The sequence below is a fragment of the Amycolatopsis sp. lyj-112 genome (genome assembly GCF_046549055.1).
GTDB lineage: Bacteria > Actinomycetota > Actinomycetes > Mycobacteriales > Pseudonocardiaceae > Amycolatopsis.
Map to the genome: position 1 here is coordinate 249569 of NZ_JAJPWS010000006.1, position 18604 is coordinate 268172.

Annotated in this window: 13 protein-coding genes and 2 tRNA genes; 7 read left to right on the plus strand and 8 right to left on the minus strand. The window is 69.3% G+C overall.

The genetic code is table 11. The features are described 5' to 3' along the window. The first annotated feature begins 55 nt into the window (after positions 1–55). Entirely contained in the window at positions 56–1939 is a 1884-nt protein-coding gene (locus ACLJRL_RS22270; protein ID WP_410658168.1) for a M48 family metallopeptidase, read from the plus strand. Here the strand turns inward: ACLJRL_RS22270 and ACLJRL_RS22275 are convergent. After that, positions 1936–2766 (minus strand): SAM-dependent methyltransferase, encoded by an 831-nt coding sequence (locus ACLJRL_RS22275; RefSeq protein WP_410658169.1) that lies wholly within the window; start codon positions 2764–2766, stop codon positions 1936–1938. The genes ACLJRL_RS22270 and ACLJRL_RS22275 overlap by 4 nt on opposite strands. 160 nt (positions 2767–2926) lie before the next feature. Further along, entirely contained in the window at positions 2927–4024 is a 1098-nt protein-coding gene (locus ACLJRL_RS22280; RefSeq protein WP_410658299.1) for a hypothetical protein, read from the minus strand. 143 nt (positions 4025–4167) lie between these two features. Here ACLJRL_RS22280 and ACLJRL_RS22285 point away from each other — a divergent pair, with 143 nt between their 5' ends. Together ACLJRL_RS22285 and ACLJRL_RS22290 are read left to right on the plus strand one after the other, a co-directional pair. Next, the gene (locus ACLJRL_RS22285) at positions 4168–5478 is read left to right on the plus strand and encodes a protein kinase domain-containing protein (RefSeq protein WP_410658170.1); all 1311 of its coding nucleotides are present in this window, start codon (positions 4168–4170) and stop codon (positions 5476–5478) included. 49 nt (positions 5479–5527) lie between these two features. Further along, positions 5528–5914, plus strand: coding sequence for a hypothetical protein (locus tag ACLJRL_RS22290; RefSeq protein ID WP_410658171.1), 387 nt, complete (start codon positions 5528–5530; stop codon positions 5912–5914). On the opposite strand, the gene ACLJRL_RS22295 is transcribed toward ACLJRL_RS22290, so the two are convergent. Continuing rightward, the gene (locus ACLJRL_RS22295) at positions 5907–6134 is read right to left on the minus strand and encodes a hypothetical protein (RefSeq protein ID WP_410658172.1); all 228 of its coding nucleotides are present in this window, start codon (positions 6132–6134) and stop codon (positions 5907–5909) included. The two genes, ACLJRL_RS22290 and ACLJRL_RS22295, sit on opposite strands and share 8 nt — an antisense overlap. A gap of 76 nt (positions 6135–6210) precedes the next feature. After that, positions 6211–6753, minus strand: coding sequence for a type 1 glutamine amidotransferase domain-containing protein (locus ACLJRL_RS22300; RefSeq protein ID WP_410658173.1), 543 nt, complete (start codon positions 6751–6753; stop codon positions 6211–6213). Between the two features lie 98 nt (positions 6754–6851). Here ACLJRL_RS22300 and ACLJRL_RS22305 point away from each other — a divergent pair, with 98 nt between their 5' ends. Then, complete coding sequence (locus ACLJRL_RS22305; protein WP_410658174.1) at positions 6852–7859, plus strand: DNA topoisomerase IB; 1008 nt, start codon at positions 6852–6854, stop codon at positions 7857–7859. On the opposite strand, the gene ACLJRL_RS22310 is transcribed toward ACLJRL_RS22305, so the two are convergent. After that, a complete protein-coding gene (locus tag ACLJRL_RS22310; RefSeq protein WP_410658175.1) occupies positions 7842–9431 on the minus strand; it encodes a SpoIIE family protein phosphatase in 1590 nt (529 codons plus the stop codon). The two genes, ACLJRL_RS22305 and ACLJRL_RS22310, sit on opposite strands and share 18 nt — an antisense overlap. Positions 9432–9561: 130 nt before the next feature. On the opposite strand from ACLJRL_RS22310, the gene ACLJRL_RS22315 reads away from it, so the two are divergent. Then, positions 9562–14250, plus strand: coding sequence for a HAMP domain-containing protein (locus tag ACLJRL_RS22315; RefSeq protein WP_410658176.1), 4689 nt, complete (start codon positions 9562–9564; stop codon positions 14248–14250). Positions 14251–14374: 124 nt separating this feature from the next. On the opposite strand, the gene ACLJRL_RS22320 is transcribed toward ACLJRL_RS22315, so the two are convergent. Further along, positions 14375–14448 (minus strand) — tRNA-Gly (locus ACLJRL_RS22320). Positions 14449–14540: 92 nt separating this feature from the next. Here ACLJRL_RS22320 and ACLJRL_RS22325 point away from each other — a divergent pair. After that, positions 14541–14614: transfer RNA gene (locus ACLJRL_RS22325), tRNA-Pro, on the plus strand. Between the two features lie 247 nt (positions 14615–14861). On the opposite strand, the gene ACLJRL_RS22330 is transcribed toward ACLJRL_RS22325, so the two are convergent. Beyond that, positions 14862–15482 carry a hypothetical protein gene (locus ACLJRL_RS22330; RefSeq protein WP_410658177.1) on the minus strand — a complete coding sequence of 207 codons (621 nt, stop codon included), beginning with the start codon at positions 15480–15482 and terminating at the stop codon, positions 14862–14864. Between the two features lie 134 nt (positions 15483–15616). On the opposite strand from ACLJRL_RS22330, the gene ACLJRL_RS22335 reads away from it, so the two are divergent. Continuing rightward, the gene (locus ACLJRL_RS22335) at positions 15617–16843 is read left to right on the plus strand and encodes an RNA polymerase sigma factor (RefSeq protein ID WP_410658178.1); all 1227 of its coding nucleotides are present in this window, start codon (positions 15617–15619) and stop codon (positions 16841–16843) included. Here ACLJRL_RS22335 and ACLJRL_RS22340 read toward each other — a convergent pair. Further along, on the minus strand, positions 16836–18596 hold the full coding sequence (locus tag ACLJRL_RS22340; RefSeq protein ID WP_410658179.1) for a M48 family metallopeptidase: 1761 nt from the start codon (positions 18594–18596) through the stop codon (positions 16836–16838). The genes ACLJRL_RS22335 and ACLJRL_RS22340 overlap by 8 nt on opposite strands. Positions 18597–18604 lie beyond the last annotated feature (8 nt).

An 18604-nucleotide genomic window follows, 5' to 3' on the forward strand; every position in this document is an offset into this window, starting at 1 on the left:
CCGGTTACTATTCGGCCGCACAGAGGGCACCAGTGCGAAAAGAGGTAACCGGACGATGCAGGCCCGAGGACGCGCCGTCCTCGCGACCCTTCTCCTTGTGGCGTTCCCGTTGGTGGTCGTCGCGGTCGGGGTGGCGAGTGTGGTGGCGGGGCTTCGGATCCAGGGCAAGACCGGCACCTACGTCATGCTGGCCGGGCTCGCGATGATGATCGCGCTGGGCTTCGGCCTGGTCAGCGCCTTGCGGGCGCGGCGTCCCCCGATCGAGGGGCCGCGGCTGGATCGCGACGCCCATCCCGCGTTGTGGCGGATGATCGACGACCTGGCCGAGCAGGTGAAGACGCGGCCGCCGGACGAGATCGTGCTGATCGGCGAGATCAACGCCGCGGTCAGCGAGGACGCCCGGTTCCTGGGCCTGCGCCCGGGCCGTCGCACGATGCTGATCGGGCTGCCGTTGCTGGCCGCGATGAGCGTGAGCGAACTGCGGTCGGTGCTCGCGCACGAACTCGGCCACTACAGCGGCGGCCACACCCGGCTGCTCGCGCTGACCTACCGCGGCACCCAGACGCTGGCCTTCACCGTCGGCAGGCTCGACGGCGGTCCCGCCAGGGCGCTGCTGTCCGCCTATTCGAAGCTGTACCTCCTGATCGCGCGGTCGGCCAACCGGCGGCAGGAACTGCAGGCCGACGAGGCGTCCGTGCTCGCGGCCGGCAGCCGGACCGCCGCCGCGGCGCTGCGGAAGGTCGCGACGCTGAGCCCGCTGTGGAAGGACTACTGCGAGCGCTACGTCTCGCTCGGCGCGACGGCGAGGCGCACTCCCGCGGTCCTGCTGGGTTTCCGCTCCTATCTCAACCACCCGGTCCAGCGGGACTGGGTCACCGAGTACGCCGAAGACATCCTCGACAGCGAAGAGCTGACCCGATTCGACAGCCATCCGCCGACGAAACGGCGGCTCTCCGCGCTGGCCGGGCTGCCGGACAACCCGGTGAAACCGGACGCGCGGCCGGGCTGGTCGCTGCTGGGCGCCCCGAAGACCGACGTTCCCGCCGCGGAACTGGACGTGCTGATCCGCGACGTCGGGCCGCGCGCGGACTGGGACGAGGTCGTCAAACGCGCCGGGCGGGCTTCGGTGGCGGAGGGCGCGAAGCTGCTGACCGCGGCCGGGATCGAGAGCAGGCTGGCGCCGCGCGGCACGATCGGCGAGGTCGTGCGCGTGCTGCGTGACGGCGACGCCGACGCGCTCGCCAAGCCCCTGCGGGCCCCGTCCCGGGAAGAGGGCCGGGACCTGCTCACCGAGTTGTTCGCCGAGACCGTCACCGCCGCGCTGATCGACCACGGCGTCGCCGCGCACCGGCTGAACTGGGGCGGCGGCTGGGAACTGTGCCTCGGCGACGGGGAGCCGTTCGACGTCGTCGACCTGGTCGGCCCGGCCGTGGCCAGTCCGCGCGCGGTCGACGAACTGGTCGAGAACCTGCAGCTGCTGAACGTGCCCGCCGCGTATTTCTGCAAACAGGAACCCGGACTCGCCCCCGATCCCGGCGAGGCCCGGATGCTCGGGATGTTCACCGCGCTGAAGGCCAAGCGGAAGCTGTACGACCTGATCGTCTGCGACACCGAAGTGGTACTGCTGCCGATGGCGCGTTCCGTGCTGATCCGGCGCGGGGTCGCCGGCCTGATCGGGGCCCGCGGGGTGTCGGACCGCAAGCGGATCCGGAAGCTGCGGGAACGCGGCCTCGACGACCTGCGGGCCGAGCCGGGCGCGCGGCGGATCCCGTTCACGGACGTCGTCGCCGGTGGTTTCCCGCGACGGAAGCTCACCGTCTACCTGACGCTGGAACTCACCGACGGCGAGAAGCTGGAACTGGCGATCACCGGGAACACCGAGGACTTCGGAACCGCCCACGACGAACTGAAGGCGTTCTTCCAGTCCCTCAAAGACTAAAGTTTGACGCCCACGCCGCCCAGGCTGAGGTAGTTCAGCTGGGTCAAGGGCGCCAGACGGGGGCCTTCCGGCCACCATTCGTGCAGGTGGACGACGCCGGGCTCGAGGATCTCCAGCCCGTCGAAGAGCGACTCGATCTCCTCACGGCTGCGGTGCACCGTCGGGTAACCGATGCCGGCCATCAGGCCGTCGAGCTTCCGCGCGAACGCGCCGCGCGCACCGTCGCCGTCGGTGTAGTAGTGCGTGAGCAGCACATACGACCCGGGCGCGAGCGCATCGACATAGCCGCGGACGATGGCCTGCGCTTTGCCGAGGTCTTCGATGTGGTGCAGCACCGCGTTGAGGAGCACCGCGACCGGGCGGTCGAGTTCGAGGTGCTCGGCGACCACCTGATCGCTCAGCGTCTGCTCGGGATCGCGCAGGTCCGCGCCGCTGACGTGCACGAGATGGTCTTCCAGCAACGCCAGTCCGTGTGCCTGGACCACCGGGTCGTCGTCGACGTAGACGACCAGCGCGTCGGGATTGTACCGCTGCGCCGAGTGGTGCGTGTTGTCGACGTAGGGCATGCCGCAGCCCAGATCGAGGAACTGGCCGACCCCACGGGTGCCGGCGAGGAACCGGACCACCCGGCTCGCCCAGGACCGGAACTCCTTGGCCACCGCGGCGCCGTCGGGGGCCACCGTGAGGAAGGCCTCGACGGCTTGCCTGTCTATCTCGTAGTGATCGTGCCCCCCGAGAAGGGCGTCCTTCATCCGGGCGAGATTGGGCTTGCTGTAGTCGAGGGCCGGCGGACGCCTCGGCACAGACCGGACCTCGTCCGAAGTCATGGACACGCTCCACCCTTCAGCGCGGATCGCGGCGAACACGGCCCACGGCTTCCCTCGACATCGACGGACAGTGCTCAGGTTACGACATGCCGTGGGGGACTGTGAACCTCCCCACAGGGCCTTGCCTACCTGCGGAGATCACGACCGTGGCCGCGCAGTCTCACCCGAAGGTGAGTTCACGCCAGGTGACACCGCCGTCCGTGGTGCGGTAGACGGCCGACCCGCCCTCGGCGTCGGGCAGCCCGTCGACGACCACTCCGACGCGTTCGGCGGGGAACTCGAGGTCGTTGAGGCAGACCCCGCGGCCGCTGAGTTCGGTCGTCGTCCAGGTCGCGCCACCGTCGGTGGTGCTGTGGAGGAACCCGGTGCCGCCGCCTTCCGCCGCCACGGTCGCCGCGGTGGGCGAGGCTGCGCTGAAGCTCTGGTTGATCCCGAGCGTCGGCGCCTGGGCCGTCCCGGTGAACCGCCCGCCGAGCCGCGGTGCCCGCCACAGGTGCCGGACCGTCGCCCCCGGTTGCGGCGATCCCGGTCCCCCGCTGCACAGTGCCAGCACCTGACCCCGCCGGATTCCGCTCAACGAAGCCGAAGTGTCGGCCGGGCAGGGTGCCGGCGCGTCGGCGAAGGTGAAGCCGTCGGCCGACGTCCAGTACTTCTGGACGCGGTAGTCGGCCCCCATCGACACCTGGACCCCGCCGCTCGTGGCGACGTCGCCGTAGGTGGCCGAACCGGTGACGGTGAACCCCGGGACCGGCAGAAGGATCCGCGAACCGGCGAGCCCGGCGTAGAGCGTCGTCGTCGACGGGCTGCCGAATCCGGTGACCATGGCGAACACCCTCGCCCCAGATTCGGCGATTTTCGAAATATAGAACGGTTCTCGAACACCGGCGAGCCGGACCCGGGACCAGGTGCGTCCTCCGTCGCGGCTCGCGAGCAGTTTCGTGCCGTCGGAAAGGAAGACGTCACGCTCGTCGATCACGGTGAGCCGGACCTGATTGTGGTTGTCCGGCAAGGAGACCGGCGGTGTGCCGACCGGCCGCCACCGCCGCCCGCCGTCGTCCGTGGCCAGCAGCGACGCACACCATCCTGGCTTCCCACAAGGTGAAAACCCCAGGACGAACCCTCGTTGCGGCCCTGTCCAGCTCGTCGACGCGGGCGCGAAACCCTTCGGTACCAACGGTTCGGCGACGGCGGACGGGGTGACGGTGACGAGCGCGGTCAGCACGGTGGCGGCGAAGGCGGCCCACCGGATCGGTTTCATGATCACGGGACGTCTCACCCGCACGGGGGTTGCGCTCCGTTCGGAGTGAACGTACATCTCCCGTCCGGTACGCTCGCACACTTGTTTCGTCCGGGTCGAGACCGGGTACTCGGCGTTCGGCCGGTGAGACGGAGGTAGCACCGATGGACGACGCGGGTACGCGCGCTGACGGTGATGAGGATGCCGGGACCACGGAACGCCGCTTCAGCCTGAACGTCCACGACCCGGACCATCTGCCGCGCAGGCTCGCCGGCCGGTACGAGGTGGGCGATCTGCTCGGCCGCGGCGCGACGGCCCGTGTGTTCCGCGCTCGCGACCTGCGTGAAGAACGCGAGGTCGCGCTGAAACTGTTCCACGCCGACACCCTCGACCGCGACGAACGCCGACGCGATCAGGAGATCGAGACGCTCAGCGTGGTCCGCCATCCCGGTCTCGTCCCGCTGTACGACGCGGGCTCCGACGACGGCTACTCCTATCTCACGATGCGCCTGGTCGAAGGGCCGAACCTGGCCCAGCGCCTCCGCTCGGGCCCGCTCTCCCAGGAAGCGGTCCTGGAACTGGCGGCCCGGCTCGCCGACGCGCTCGCGCACGTCCACGCGCACGGCATCACCCACCGCGACCTCAAGCCGGCGAACATCCTGATGGCCGACGAGGGCCCGCTGATCGGTGACTTCGGCGTCGCGCACGCCTTCGACGCCACCAGGGTGACCGAGACCGGCGGCGTCGTCGGCACGGCGGCGTACATGGCGCCCGAACAGGTCCGGGGCGAGGACATCGGCCCGCCCGCCGACGTCTACTCGTTCGGGCTGGTCCTTCTCGAATGTCTCTCCGGCGAACGGGAGTACACCGGGACGCCGGTGGAGGCCGCGGTCGGGCGGCTGCACCGGCAGCCGAAGATCCCCACCGGGCTGTCCACCACGCTGACGACGTTGCTGCGCGGGATGACCGCGCGCAAACCCTCGCATCGCCCGACCGCGGCGGCGATCGCCCGGATCCTGCTGGAGGACTCCACCGGGACCGCGGTCGCCTACATCGGCCCGGGAAACCGCAGGCGGGTGGCCCTTCTCGCCGCCGTCAGCGCACCGGCCGCCGCGATCACCATCGGGGTGCTGCTGGCGATGAACCAGACCGGCGCCCCCGCACCCGTGCAGCAGGACAGCGGGGTGGCTCCGCCCGCGGCGAGCGGCCCCAGCCAGGCCGGGGGCCAGGATCCGCCCCAGACCGGGGTCGACGTCCCCACCCGCGCGGGCGACGAGCCGCCGGGCACGGTCGTGGTGACCGAGGACGTCCCGGTCAACGGCGAACCGCCCGGCACCGTCCCGAACGTCGGCGTCACGTCGACGCCGAGCGGAACGTCCGCGACCTCCGGTGATTCGAGCGCCTCCACCAAGCCGAGCAGGACGAAGACCAAGACGAAGACCAGGAGCCAGACGAAGGAGCCGGCCTCCGGCTGAGCCTCCGCCCGACCGGACAGTCCACTGTGGACGATGATGGGAGCCGAAGATGACCTACATCAACGACCCGCGCGAACCGCAGGAAGAAATCGTCGAACGGACGCCACGGCGGATCCGGGTCGTGCGCACGGTCAACGCGCTCGTCCACGCGGTGTGCTGGGTCTTCGCGCTGGTGCTGATCGTGCACATCCTGCTCGTCTTCGGCGAAGCCAACTCCGGCAACGGGTTCGCCCAGCTGATCGACCGGTGGTCGGCCGGGATCTCCCTCGGCCTGCGCGACCTGTTCACCCCCGACGGCGCGAAACTGCGCACCCTGCTCAACGACGGGCTCGCCGCCCTGCTGTGGCTGATCATCGGCGGTGTGGTGACCGACCTGGTCTCGCGGATCGGGCTGCCGGGACCGAAGCGGGTCTGGTACCGGCGCACGCTCAGTTGAGCCTGCCGGGCTCGCCCCCGGCGACGTCGCCGATCTCGGCCGTGCCCTGAAGGGCCTCGCCCTGAACGATCCCGCTCTGAACGATCCCGGCTTCGGCGGCGTCGACCTTCGTGGTGGCCTCGACGGCCTGCCCGGCGGCCCCGTCGGGGCACTCGTCTTCCGGGTGGATATCGAAGTGCTCACGGCACCAACGGCCGTAGCGTCGTGAATGCACGGTCATCGCGGCACCCCCTTCTCTGCCACCAGGGTCCTCCTAGAGTGTGACCGGCGCCACTCGATTCCGTGACGCGTACCGGTCATTTCGCGAATTCCGCCACGATCGCGGCACAGAACGCCGGCAGGTCGCCGGGGTTACGGCTGGAGATGAGGCCGTTGTCGGAGACGACCTCCTCGTCGACGACGGTGCCACCGGCGTTGCGGATGTCGGTGCGCAGGCTGGGATACGACGTCAGCGTGCGGCCGCGGACGACGTCGGCCTCGACCAGCGTCCACGGGCCGTGGCAGATGACGCCGACCGGTTTGCCACTGGTGACGAAATCGCGGACGAACCGGACGGCGTTCTCGTCCGCGCGAAGATTGTCCGGATTCATCGTGCCGCCGGGCAGCACCAGCGCGTCGAAATCGTCGATCGTGACGTCCTTGACCATGCGGTCGACCGGGAACTTGTCCGCCTTGTCGATATCGCCGTTCATGGCCTGGATCTCGCCGGATTCGAGCGAGACGATTTCGGCGGTGGCCCCCGCCTCGGTGACCGCCTTGCGCGGTTCGACCAGTTCGACCTGCTCCACGCCGTCCGCGGCCAGGATGGCCACGCGGCGCCCGTTCAACGGTGTCGCCATGGGGTTCCTCCTAAGGTCACCTTCGCCCGGTGATTACCCCGGACCAGGCCCTTCGAACCACGGGTATGAACTCCGATCACCGCGGGTATCCGGTGGTCATGCGACTTCGGCGAGCAGACCTCGGGTCCCCCGGAATCCGGCGGCGGCGCAGGGGTCGCGGCTTCGGCTACCTGACCCCGGACGGCGAGCCGCTCGAAGACGCGGAAGTCCGCGAGCGGATCGACGGGCTGGCGATCCCGCCCGCGTGGCGGCGGGTCTGGATCTCGCCGGAGGACAACGCGCATATCCAGGCCGTCGGCGTGGACGACGCCGGGCGGCGCCAGTACCTCTATCACGCGGAGTGGCGTCAGGCCCGGGACGAGGAAAAACACGAACGGGTGCTCGCGCTGGCACGACGGCTCCCCCGGCTTCGCGAAGCCGTCCAGGAGGACCTCGACGGGCGCGGTCTCTCCCGCGATCGGGTGCTAGCCGGGGCCTTGCGGATGATCGACCTCGGCGTGTTCCGGACCGGCGGGGAGGACTATGCCGACGAGAACGGCACCCATGGGGTGGCGACGCTGCTGTGCGAGCACGTCGAGGTCAGCGAAGGGTGCCTGGTCTGCGATTATCCCGCGAAAGGCGGGATACAGCGAAAGGTCCGGTTGCGCGACGACGGCCTCGTGCGGCTGGTCCGGTCGCTCCGGCGGGGCCGCGGCGGGGACGTGCGCCTGCTCGCCTACCGCGACGGCCGCGACTGGCAGGAGGTGAAGGCCGACGACATCAACGAGCGGCTCAAGGAGCTCGTGGGCGACGACTTCACCGCGAAGGATCTGCGCACCTGGAACGCCACCGTGCTCGCCGCTTCCGCCTTCGCCGACACGGAAAAGCCGTCGAGTGAACGAGGTCTGAAGCGAGCCGAAAAGGCCGTGATGACCGAGGTCGCGGAAGGCCTCGGCAACACCCCTGCCGTGGCTCGGCGGTCCTATGTGGACCCTCGCGTGATCACCGCGTACGGCCAGGACCGGACGATCGGGAAGGCGATGCGGCGGGCCGGGAAGGTGAGTGACCCCGACGAAGCCCGGAAAATCGTCGAACGCGCGGTGGTGCGGTTACTGGGCGGCTCGTAGCTGACCCGGCGCGGCTTCGATGGCCAGGACGGCGATGTCGTCGTGCGTCCCGCTGCCGAGCCAGTCCCGCACCGCCGAGCGGACGCGGGCGACCACCTCGCGGCCGGACAGCCCCGCGCAGCCGATCAGCAGTTCCCGCAGCCGCTCGTCCCCGAACAGGTCCGAGGTCCGCTCGTGGTGGCGCGCCTCGGTGATCCCGTCGGTGTAGAGCAGGCAGACGTCGCCCTCGGCGAGCCGGATCGTCGTCTCGGCGAACCGGGCCTGCGGGGAGATCCCGACCAGCGTGCCGGGCAGGGTGATCTCGTCGACCCCGCCTCGGCGGCGGATCACCAGCGGCGCGGGGTGCCCGCCGGAAGCCAGCGTGAGGTCGAGGCCGTCCACGTCCGCCAGCACCGAACCGAGCACCAGCGTCGCGAACCGGCCGCTGCCGCCGCTGATGAGCAAGGAGTTGAGCAGGCTCAGCAGCGTCGTGCCGTCCCGTTCGACGAGGTTGAGCGCGGCGACGGTCTGCCGGACCCGGCCGGTCAGCGCGGCCGCCTCGGCGCCCTTGCCGCAGACATCCCCGAGGACGAACATCGCGCCGGCGTCCTCGCGCGGCAGGACGTCGTAGAAGTCGCCGCCGACGTCGAGCAGACCGCCCGAAGGCTCGTACCAGACGTCGAACCGGACGCCGGGAACGTCCGGCGGCGGTGTCGGGCGGAGCGTGGTCTCCAGGCCGCGGGTGGCCTCTTCCTGGCGGGCGTAGCGGTGCGCGTTGGCCAGCGCCGTCCCGGCCGCGCGGGCGAATTCGGTGACCGCGCGCGGATGGCCCTCACCGAACGACGGCGAGCCGCGCCTGCCCAGCACGACCGCGCCGGTGACCCCGGCGCCGCCGTCGAGACCGAGCGAGACCACGGTGACCGACGCGTGGCCGGCGAGCCGTTCCGCGACGACCGCGGGCAGCGTCGTCACCTCTTCCTCCGGGACCACCTTGGCCTCGGGTTCCTCGGTGGAGGCGAACGTCCCGGCGAGCACCGGCGCCAGCTGGGCCGGAACGCGGCGGATACGGCCGTGGCCGTGGTTGGTGCGGTGGTCGCAGCTCCACCATTCCCAGCGTCCCCGGGTGGTGGGCAAGAGCACGAAAACGCAGTCCGCGAGTTCGGCCGCGGCGACCTCGGCGATCACCTTGGCCGTCCCGTGCCGTCCCCGTGCCGAGGCGAGACGGGGTGCGGAAGCGGCGAGGAAGCCGTCGACACGCGGGCCGTCCGCGGCGACCTCCGAGGTCACCGTCCAGGCGTGCCAGCCGCCGGGCAGCGGCCGGATCCGCGCGGGGAACCGGCGTCCGGTGTGCTCGACGTGACCGACGTCCGGGCCTTCGGCGGTGAGCACCGGGCGACCGCCGCCGAACAGCTCCCTGGCCGCGGGGTTCGACCAGCGCAAAGCGCCGCCGACATCCTGCAGGAGCACGGCGTCACGCACGTCCTCGAGCAGCTCGCGCCAGAACCTCCCGGATTCGGGCAGCGCGCCCTCACTCGCCCCTGCCGACGGCTCCGAGGGGAGCGACGTCGAGGCCGGGGCCGGCCGTGACACCATTCCCGGACCTCCTCCTGCCTGGCGGGTAGCGCAGCGTGAGCGGGCGGACTGGCTCGAAGTGTAGGTCGAATCATGGCACGCTGATGCGACGACCATGGCTTGGCATGCGTGGTGGAGAGGGTCGACACAGATGACACAGCACTCCCAAAGGGACCGGAACCCTGCCGAAGGTGGTGGCGGCCAGGTGGACGAAGCGACCCTGGAACGCCTGCTCTCGGCGGCCCGTGACCTCGGGGACGGCAACTTCCGGCGGCGGTTCGTGGCGCACGGCGACGGGCTCACCGCACAGCTCGCCGTCGCCTTCAACGACATCGCCGAACGCAACCAGCGTCTGGTCACCGAGCTCTTGCGCGTCCGCGAAGCGGTCGGCAAGGAAGGCAGGCTGACCGAACGGGTCGCCGCCGAGATCGGGCCCGGCGGCTGGGCGACCGCGGTCGACGTCGTCAACGGGCTGATCGAGGACGTGAGCAGGCCCACCGCCGAGCTCAACCGGGTCCTCGTCGCGGTCGCCGAGGGCGACCTGTCGGAGCCGATGCCGCTGGAAGTCGGCGGGCGGCCGTTGCAGGGTCAGTTCGCCGAAGTGGCGAAAACGGTGAACGGCCTGATCAAACAGCTTTCCCGGTTCGCGACCGAGGTCACCAGAGTGGCCCGCGAGATCGCCACCGAAGGCCGTCTCGGCGGCCAGGCCGAGGTCCCCGGCGTGGCGGGCACCTGGCGTGACCTGACCGACAACGTCAACGTCATGGCCAGCAACCTGACCGACCAGGTCCGGAACATCGCCCAGGTCACCACCGCGGTCGCGCGGGGCGATCTGACGCAGAAGATCCACGTCGACGCGCGCGGCGAGATCCTGGAACTCAAGAACACCGTCAACATCATGGTCGACCAGCTCTCGGCCTTCGCCGACGAAGTCACCCGGGTCTCGCGCGAGGTGGGTAGCGAAGGCCGTCTCGGCGGCCAGGCGCAGGTCCCCGGCGCGGCGGGCACGTGGCGCGACCTCACCGATTCGGTGAACCTGATGGCGGACAACCTGACCGACCAGGTCCGCAACATCGCCCAGGTGGCCACCGCGGTGGCGAAGGGCGACCTGTCGCAGAAGATCAACGTCGACGCCAAGGGCGAGATCCTCGAACTGAAGAACACGCTGAACACGATGGTGGATCAGCTCTCGTCGTTCGCCGACGAAGTCACCCGGGTCGCCCGCGAGGTCGGCAGCGAAGGCCGTCTCGGCGGCCAGGCGACCGTGCCGGGCGTGGCCGGGACCTGGCGTGGCCTCACCGACTCGGTGAACCAGATGGCCGACAACCTCACCGACCAGGTCCGGAACATCGCCCAGGTCACCACCGCCGTCGCGAAGGGCGACCTGACCCAGAAGATCACGGTCGACGCGCGCGGCGAGATCCTCGAACTGAAGACGACCGTCAACACGATGGTCGACCAACTCTCGTCGTTCGCCGACGAAGTCACCCGGGTCGCCCGCGAGGTCGGCACGGAAGGTCAGCTGGGTGGCCAGGCGCAGGTGCCCGGGGTCGCCGGGACCTGGCGCGACCTCACCGGGTCGGTCAACTTCATGGCCAACAACCTCACCGCTCAGGTCCGGAACATCGCCCAGGTGGCGACAGCGGTGGCGAAGGGCGACCTGTCGCAGAAGATCGCCGTCGACGCCAAGGGCGAGATCCTCGAACTGAAGAACACGCTGAACACGATGGTGGATCAGCTGTCGTCGTTCGCCGACGAAGTCACCCGGGTCGCCCGCGAGGTCGGCAGTGACGGGCGGCTGGGCGGTCAGGCCACCGTGCCCGGCGTGGCCGGGACGTGGAAGGACCTGACCGACAACGTCAACTTCATGGCGAACAACCTGACCGACCAGGTCCGGAACATCGCTCAGGTGACGACCGCGGTCGCGAAGGGCGATCTGACCCAGAAGATCATCGTCGACGCGCGCGGCGAGATCCTGGAACTCAAGAACACCATCAACATCATGGTCGACCAGCTCTCGGCCTTCGCCGACGAAGTCACCCGTGTCTCCCGCGAGGTCGGTACGGAAGGCAAGCTCGGCGGCCAGGCGCAGGTGCGCGGCGTCGCGGGAACCTGGAAGGACCTCACCGACAACGTCAACGTCATGGCCGACAACCTCACCGACCAGGTGCGGAGCATCGCCACCGTGACGACGGCGGTCGCGAACGGCGACCTGTCGAAGAAGATCGCCATCGACGCCCAGGGCGAAGTCGCCGTGCTCGCCGAGACGATCAACAGCATGGTCGAGACGCTGCGCGCGTTCGCCGACGAGGTCACGCGTGTCGCCCGCGAGGTGGGTACCGAAGGCATCCTCGGCGGCCAGGCCCGCGTGCCGAACGTGGCGGGCACGTGGAAGGCGCTGACGGACAACGTCAACGTCATGGCCGACAACCTGACCGGCCAGGTCCGCAGTATCGCCACCGTGACGACGGCGGTGGCGCAGGGCGATCTGTCGAAGAAGATCGATATCGACGCCCGCGGCGAGATCCTCGAACTCAAGACGACCATCAACACGATGGTCGACCAGCTCTCGGCCTTCGCCTCCGAAGTCACCCGTGTCGCCCGCGAGGTCGGCACGGACGGCATGCTCGGCGGCCAGGCCGAGGTGCCCGGTGTCGCCGGTACCTGGTCGAGGCTGACCGAGAGCGTGAACCAGCTGGCCGGGAACCTGACCACCCAAGTGCGGGCGATCGCGCAGGTCGCCACCGCGGTGACCGCGGGCGACCTGACCCGGCAGATCACCGTCGACACGTCCGGGGAGGTGGCCGACCTCAAGGACAACATCAACCAGATGATCGCGAACCTGAAGGCGACCACCCGCGCCAACCAGGAACAGGACTGGCTCAAGACCAACCTCGCCCGGCTGTCCGCGCTCATGCAGGGGCACCGCGATCTCGCGTCGGTGGCGTCGCTGATCCTGTCCGAGCTGACCCCGCTGGTGTCGGCGCAGCAGGGCGCGTTCTTCCTCGGCCGCGAGGACGAGCAGGAGGAGACCATCCTGGAGAGCATCGCCACCTACGGGCTGGCGAAATCCCAGGCGGGCCTCAGGTTCTCCCCCGGCGAATCGCTCATCGGGCAGGCCGCGGTCGACCGCCGCACGATCCTGGTCCACGAAGCCCCGCCGGAGTACGCGCTCATCTCGTCCGGTCTGGGTTCGGCCGCCCCGGTCAACGTGATCGTGCTGCCGGTGCTGTTCCAGGGCGAGGTGCTCGGCGTGCTGGAACTGGCGTCCATCAACGCTTTCAGCACCGTCCACATCGACCTGCTGGAGCAGCTGAAGGAGACCATCGCGGTCAACGTCAGCACCATCCAGTCCAACTCGCGCACCGAGGCGCTGCTGACCGAATCCCAGCGCCTGGCCCAGGAACTGCGCGCACGCTCCGAGCAGTTGCAGGCACAGCAACGGGAACTGCGCCGCTCGAACACCGACCTCGCCGAGAAGGCGGCGCTGCTGGCCCAGCAGAACCGCGACATCGAGGTCAAGAACAGCGAGATCGAACAGGCGCGGCAGGAACTCGAAGAGCGCGCCGGGCAGCTGACCATGGCGTCGCAGTACAAATCCGAGTTCATGGCGAACATGTCGCACGAGCTGCGGACACCGCTCAACAGCGCGCTGATCCTGGCGAAGCTCCTCTCGGAGAACCCGGACGGAAACCTTTCGGGCAAACAGATCCAGTTCGCGCGGACGATCTACTCCGCCGGCAGTGACCTGCAGCAGCTGATCAACGACATCCTCGACATGGCCAAGGTCGAGGCCGGCCATCTGGACCTGCAGATGTCCGACGTCACGCTGCCCGAACTGGTCGAGTACGTCGAATCGATCTGCCGCCCGCTCACCGCGGACAAGGGGCTCGAGTTCGCCGTCCTGATCGACCCGCCGGTGCCGTCGTCGATCAACACCGACGAACACCGCGTCCAGCAGGTGCTGCGGAACCTGCTGTCCAACGCGGCGAAGTTCACCGACGAGGGCGGCGTGCGCCTGCACATCCGGATGGCCGACGCGCGCGAGGTGGAAGCCGACAGCCTCCGCGATGCCCCCGGCGTCCTCGCGTTCGCCGTGGAGGACACCGGGATCGGCATCGCGCCGGACAAGCTCGCGATCATCTTCGACGCGTTCCGCCAGGCCGACGGCACCACCAGCCGCAAGTACGGCGGGACGGGGCTCGGGCTGTCCATCAGCCAGCAGCTGACGGAACTGCTCGGCGGCGAACTCCGCGTCCGCAGCCAGCCCGGGAAGGGCAGCACGTTCACGCTGTACCTGCCGGTGAGCGCGTCGAACCTGATCGTGCCGACGGCGCAGGCCGGCGGTGTCCCGCTGATCATGGCCGTCCCGCAGGTGATCCCGGTACCTTCGACCGCGCCGGCGCAGCGGTTCCACGGCGAGAAGATCCTCATCGTCGACGACGACCTGCGCAACGTCTTCGCGCTCGCCGCCGTACTGGAACGCAACGGCCTGGAAGTCATCTACGCCGAGACCGGCGTCGCGGGTATCCGGGCCCTGGAACGGCACGAGGACACCGCGCTCGTCCTGATGGACGTGATGATGCCGGAACTGGACGGCAACGCCACCATCGCCGCCATCCGGGCCGAGGCCGCCCACGAAGACCTGCCCGTGATCGCCGTCACCGCGAAGGCGACGGCGGAGGACAAGGCGCGGACCCTGGCCTCGGGCGCGGACGACTACGTCACCAAGCCGGTGGACACCGACAGGCTGCTGGACCTGATCGCGGCACACCTCGAGGCGGATGCCGCTTCAAGCGGTCTCTCGCAGGTCGTGGTGGCCTCGGACGACACCGACTGAGCCCGTAGCTCCGTGAAGGCCTCCTTCCCTACCTTGAGCGTAGGGAAGGAGGCCTTCACGTACTTGGGCCTCGGAGACGAAAGAACCCGCAGGCCAGAGTGGCTGCGGGTCTCGTTTGGAGCGATGGAGCGGGTGACGGGAATCGAACCCGCGTAGCTAGTTTGGAAGACTAGGGCTCTACCATTGAGCTACACCCGCATGCCCCCGAAGTACCGGGTGCGAAAACAGCTTAGCGTGACCCGCTAGGCTGTGCGCACACCCCCCGGTGATCAGTGGCCGGGAGTGTGACCCGGGATGTGGCGCAGCTTGGTAGCGCATCCGCTTTGGGAGCGGAGGGTCGCAGGTTCAAATCCTGTCATCCCGACTCTGACCTGCGAACACGGCGAGGGCACCTCAGGCGAGGTGCCCTCGCCGTCTCGGTTCGCGAGCCTGGCGATCCGCAGCCGTGACTCGCCCTACTTCCAGTGGCCTCCGTGCTGACTGCACACCAGGCCGGTGGACGAGCAGTTACGGCAGCTGAGCCTGTCACCGAGCGGGCTGCGTGCCCGGCCGCCCTTGCACGCGGAACAGTCGTTCAGTGGCCTATCGCACTTGGGACATCTGTTCATGAGTCACCTCTCGTCGGGTCGCCATTTCTTGAAGGATTTGATGATGTCGCCGTTGGTCAGCTTGCCCATCCACTCGATCCGGCTACCGGTCAGCTGGCCGACGAGAGAATCGAGGTCGAGCCGGGCATTCGGACGAGAACGGAAAGCCCAGGTGGCTGCCGCCGGAATTCCTTGCATCAAATAGACCTGGAGCACCTGTTGACCTATTCGCTTGCCTTCCCGGCGGCCAAGGCCGAACGACGCCCAAACCTCGAGGATGATGCCGTCCTGGGCGGTCAGCCACGCCAGATGCGTGACCGGGCCCGCCTTCCAGTTCCTGCTCCCGATCTCACTCAGCCGCTTTCCGGTGATGGCACCGTTGGCATGCCGCAAACGGTCGATGGACGCTTCGACAGCGCGGAAAATACCTTCATCAGTGATCGGAAGTTCCTGGAGCAGAAACGCGCCGGCATCGGGAATCCTCGCCGCGATTTCCGAGTCAACCGCCACATCGCCGAGATCGATGACGACGGTTTCCTCGCTTGGACACAGGAAAGGGTCGGTGTCGCCGAGCCACCCGTTACGGAGGCTGTACACATTGAGCCATCCGGGTTGACGGCGCTTCGGCGAGCTGACGAAGCCCACCCGAAGACGATGCTTCGCGCCCCCCGTCGCCTACTCCCCGTCGCCTCCTGACCCGCCGCGTTTCGTCCTCTGGTTGCGGTCCTTGCGCGTGCAACTACCGCGACTAGAGGACGAAATGCGGTAAGACTGGCGTCGTGAAGGATGATCGCCGGGTGGAAGCCCTGCTGAGAGAACTGGCCCCGCAGGTCATCGGGTTGCTGGTGCGGAGGCATGGGCAGTTCGACGCCTGCGAGGACGCCGTCCAGGAAGCTCTGCTCTCGGCCGCCCAGCAGTGGCCGGAGCAGGGCATCCCGGACAGCCCGAAATCGTGGCTCGCGACGGTGGCGTCGCGGCGGCTGGTGGACGAGTGGCGCAGCGAGAGCGCGCGACGCCGTCGCGAAGAGAACTCCGCGACGCTCGACCTCCCGGGGCCGGGGCAGCCGTCCACAGTGTCTTCATCGGACGACACGCTCACCGTCCTTTTCCTGTGCTGTCACCCTTCCCTGTCGGCGCCGTCCCAGCTCGCGCTCACCCTGCGCGCGGTCGGCGGCCTGACCACCGGCGAGATCGCGACCGCGTTCCTGGTCCCGGAATCCACCCTCGCGCAACGGATCAGCCGCGCGAAACAGACCATCAAGAAGGCCGGTGCGGAGTTCGTCCTGCCGCCGCGGGCCGAACTCGACGAGCGCCTCCGTGTCGTCCTCCAGGTGCTGTACCTGATCTTCAACGAGGGCTACACGACCAGCGGCGGCCCCGATCTGCACCGCGCGGACCTGACCGCCGAGGCGATCCGGCTGACCCGGCTGCTGCGGCGGCTGATGCCGGCCGAGGACGAAGTCACCGGCCTGCTCGCGCTGATGCTCCTGACCGACGCCCGCCGCGCCGCCCGCGCCACCGAGGACGGCGCGCTCATCCCGCTCGCCGACCAGGACCGTTCGCGGTGGAACGCGGAGACGATCGCCGAGGGAGTCGAGCTGGTGAGCCGGGCGCTCGAAGCGGGACCCGTCGGGCCGTACCAGCTCCAGGCCGCGATCGCCGCCGTCCACGACGAGGCGGCCACGACAAAGGAGACCGACTGGCCGCAGATCCTCGCGCTCTACGACGTCCTCGAGAAGGTCTCCCCCGGCCCGGTCGTCACGCTCAACCGCGCCGTCGCGGTCGCCGAGGTCCACGGCCCGGAAGCCGGCCTCGAACTGCTCGGCACGCTCGACGACGACACCCGCATGAGCCAGACCCACCGGCTCGACTCGGTTCGCGGGCATCTGCTGGAACTGGCCGGGGACACCGGCGCCGCCCGCGAGGCGTACCTGCGGGCCGCGGAGAAGACCGCGAGCGAACCCGAAAAGCAGTACCTGACGCTGCGCGCGGAGCGGCTCAGCTGAGGACGCCGAGGATCGTGTCGTGCGACTTTTCGTGGATGTGCCCGCTGTAGAACGCATGCAGCCGATGCACTGTGCCGTCGTACAGGGTCATGGTCGCCTTGATCGGGAAGTCGCGGTGCTTCACGACCCGCACGAACTCTTCGTACGGTAGCCAGACAGACCCGGCCCGGGCCGCGGGTGCCTCGGCCATCAGGGCCAGCAGCCCTTGTTTGCCGCTGTCGGCGGGCTTTTCCAGGACGGCCACGAAGAGCAGGCCCCGATCGGTGAGGAGCAGGTGCCCGAGCCGGTCGTCCAGTTTCACGAGCGCGAGGCCGCCGATGACCTCCGAGCCGCGGGGCGAAAGCCGTTCCGCGCCACCGCTCGCGGTCGCGGGGTCGATGCCCAGCCCGGCCAGCGCCGCGCGAGCACGCGCGACATGCTCGGGTTCGCCGATCAGCAGATCCTCCACGAGGTCGAAGAGGGCCACGAAAGATCCGTCGGCGTGGACGAAATCCGGTTCGTCGTCCCACCGATGCTCGAAGCGGATCGTGCCCGCGTCGCAGCCGGCCAGCACGATGGCGGCCACCAGACCGTCCTCCGGGATGTCCGCTCCAGGCAAGGCGAGAAGTGCTTCGAGGCTTCCCACCGGCTGTCCCGAGGCCCTGGCGATCGCCCGGTACGCGGCCTCGGCATCCGCCTTCAGCCGCGCCAGCGTCGACTCGCGAGGGTAATCGTCCCAAGGAATCCGGCGACGTCCGTCGAAGTCGAAGGCGGTTTCTTCCAACCGAGCGGCGGACTTGGCGGAATCGGCGAGCAGACCCAGCGCCGGGCGATCGTCCACATCGGACCGATCAGGTGCGATATCCAAGGCCCACAGACGTTCCTCCGTCGGCGGATGGGTGTCCCATCGCGATGAGGATCGGAGGGGCGCGTCGGCGGTGGACAGCCACTCGCGCCGCGCTTCGAGCATCCGGGCGAAGCCGCCGTAGACGTCGGCGGGGGCCATCCCCACATCCGCTCCGGACTCGACGTGGACGTGGACGAACCGGGTCCACTCGTCGGCGAGCACCGGGAACAGCCGTAACACCGACTGCGCCGCGGCCCGCCCGGCGATCCGGCCCATGATCTGGTCGGCGCCGTACTCCCGGCGGCGGCTCGCGACTTGCTGGGTCAGGATGAACAGCCGCGCGTAGCCGCGGAAGAGCCAGGAGAGCGGGTTGATCGTGCTCCGGGGAAAGCGTGCGAACATGCGCGCGACGGCGACGTGGGCGCGATAGCCCGTCACCGTCATATGCGCGTCGAAGTGGCCGTAGTGGCCGAACTCGTGCGCCAGCACCGCGCGCATCTGGACGCGGGTGAACGCCTGGAGCGTCGGGTAGCCGATCATCAGGAACCGGCGGCCGGGTTTCAGGCCGAACAGGCTCGCCTCTTCGATGACCGACGCCCCTGGCTCGGAGGTGAGCCACACCTGATCCGGCAGCCGGGTTCCGATCATCTCGCCGAGTTCGGTGAGCGTGGCCCACAGTTCCGGTGCGTCGTCACGGAAGAGCGGGACACCGTTCGGCTCGAAGGGTTTCGCCCGGAACGGCAGCAAGGCCGCGACCCCGGCACCGAGCGACAGCCCCAAACCGAGCGCGGCAAGCAGGAACAGCGCGACGTTGTCGATCCGGCCCAGCAGCAGGCCGCCGCCGAAGGCCAGCAGGACGAAGATCAGCGTGTCTAAGGCGTAGAACCCCAGCACCAGGACCACGACCTTGACCACGCCGATCCGCATGGTGGGAA

Excerpts from the sequence above, each read along its gene's own strand:
- ACLJRL_RS22270 (WP_410658168.1), top strand. The coding sequence starts at position 56 with ATGCAGGCCCGAGGACGCGCCGTCCTCGCGACCCTTCTCCTTGTGGCG.
- ACLJRL_RS22275 (WP_410658169.1), bottom strand. The coding sequence starts at position 2,766 with ATGACTTCGGACGAGGTCCGGTCTGTGCCGAGGCGTCCGCCGGCCCTC.
- ACLJRL_RS22280 (WP_410658299.1), bottom strand. The coding sequence starts at position 4,024 with ATGAAACCGATCCGGTGGGCCGCCTTCGCCGCCACCGTGCTGACCGCG.
- ACLJRL_RS22285 (WP_410658170.1), top strand. The coding sequence starts at position 4,168 with ATGGACGACGCGGGTACGCGCGCTGACGGTGATGAGGATGCCGGGACC.
- ACLJRL_RS22290 (WP_410658171.1), top strand. The coding sequence starts at position 5,528 with ATGACCTACATCAACGACCCGCGCGAACCGCAGGAAGAAATCGTCGAA.
- ACLJRL_RS22295 (WP_410658172.1), bottom strand. The coding sequence starts at position 6,134 with ATGACCGTGCATTCACGACGCTACGGCCGTTGGTGCCGTGAGCACTTC.
- ACLJRL_RS22300 (WP_410658173.1), bottom strand. The coding sequence starts at position 6,753 with ATGGCGACACCGTTGAACGGGCGCCGCGTGGCCATCCTGGCCGCGGAC.
- ACLJRL_RS22305 (WP_410658174.1), top strand. The coding sequence starts at position 6,852 with ATGCGACTTCGGCGAGCAGACCTCGGGTCCCCCGGAATCCGGCGGCGG.
- ACLJRL_RS22310 (WP_410658175.1), bottom strand. The coding sequence starts at position 9,431 with ATGGTGTCACGGCCGGCCCCGGCCTCGACGTCGCTCCCCTCGGAGCCG.
- ACLJRL_RS22315 (WP_410658176.1), top strand. The coding sequence starts at position 9,562 with ATGACACAGCACTCCCAAAGGGACCGGAACCCTGCCGAAGGTGGTGGC.
- ACLJRL_RS22340 (WP_410658179.1), bottom strand. The coding sequence starts at position 18,596 with ATGCGGATCGGCGTGGTCAAGGTCGTGGTCCTGGTGCTGGGGTTCTAC.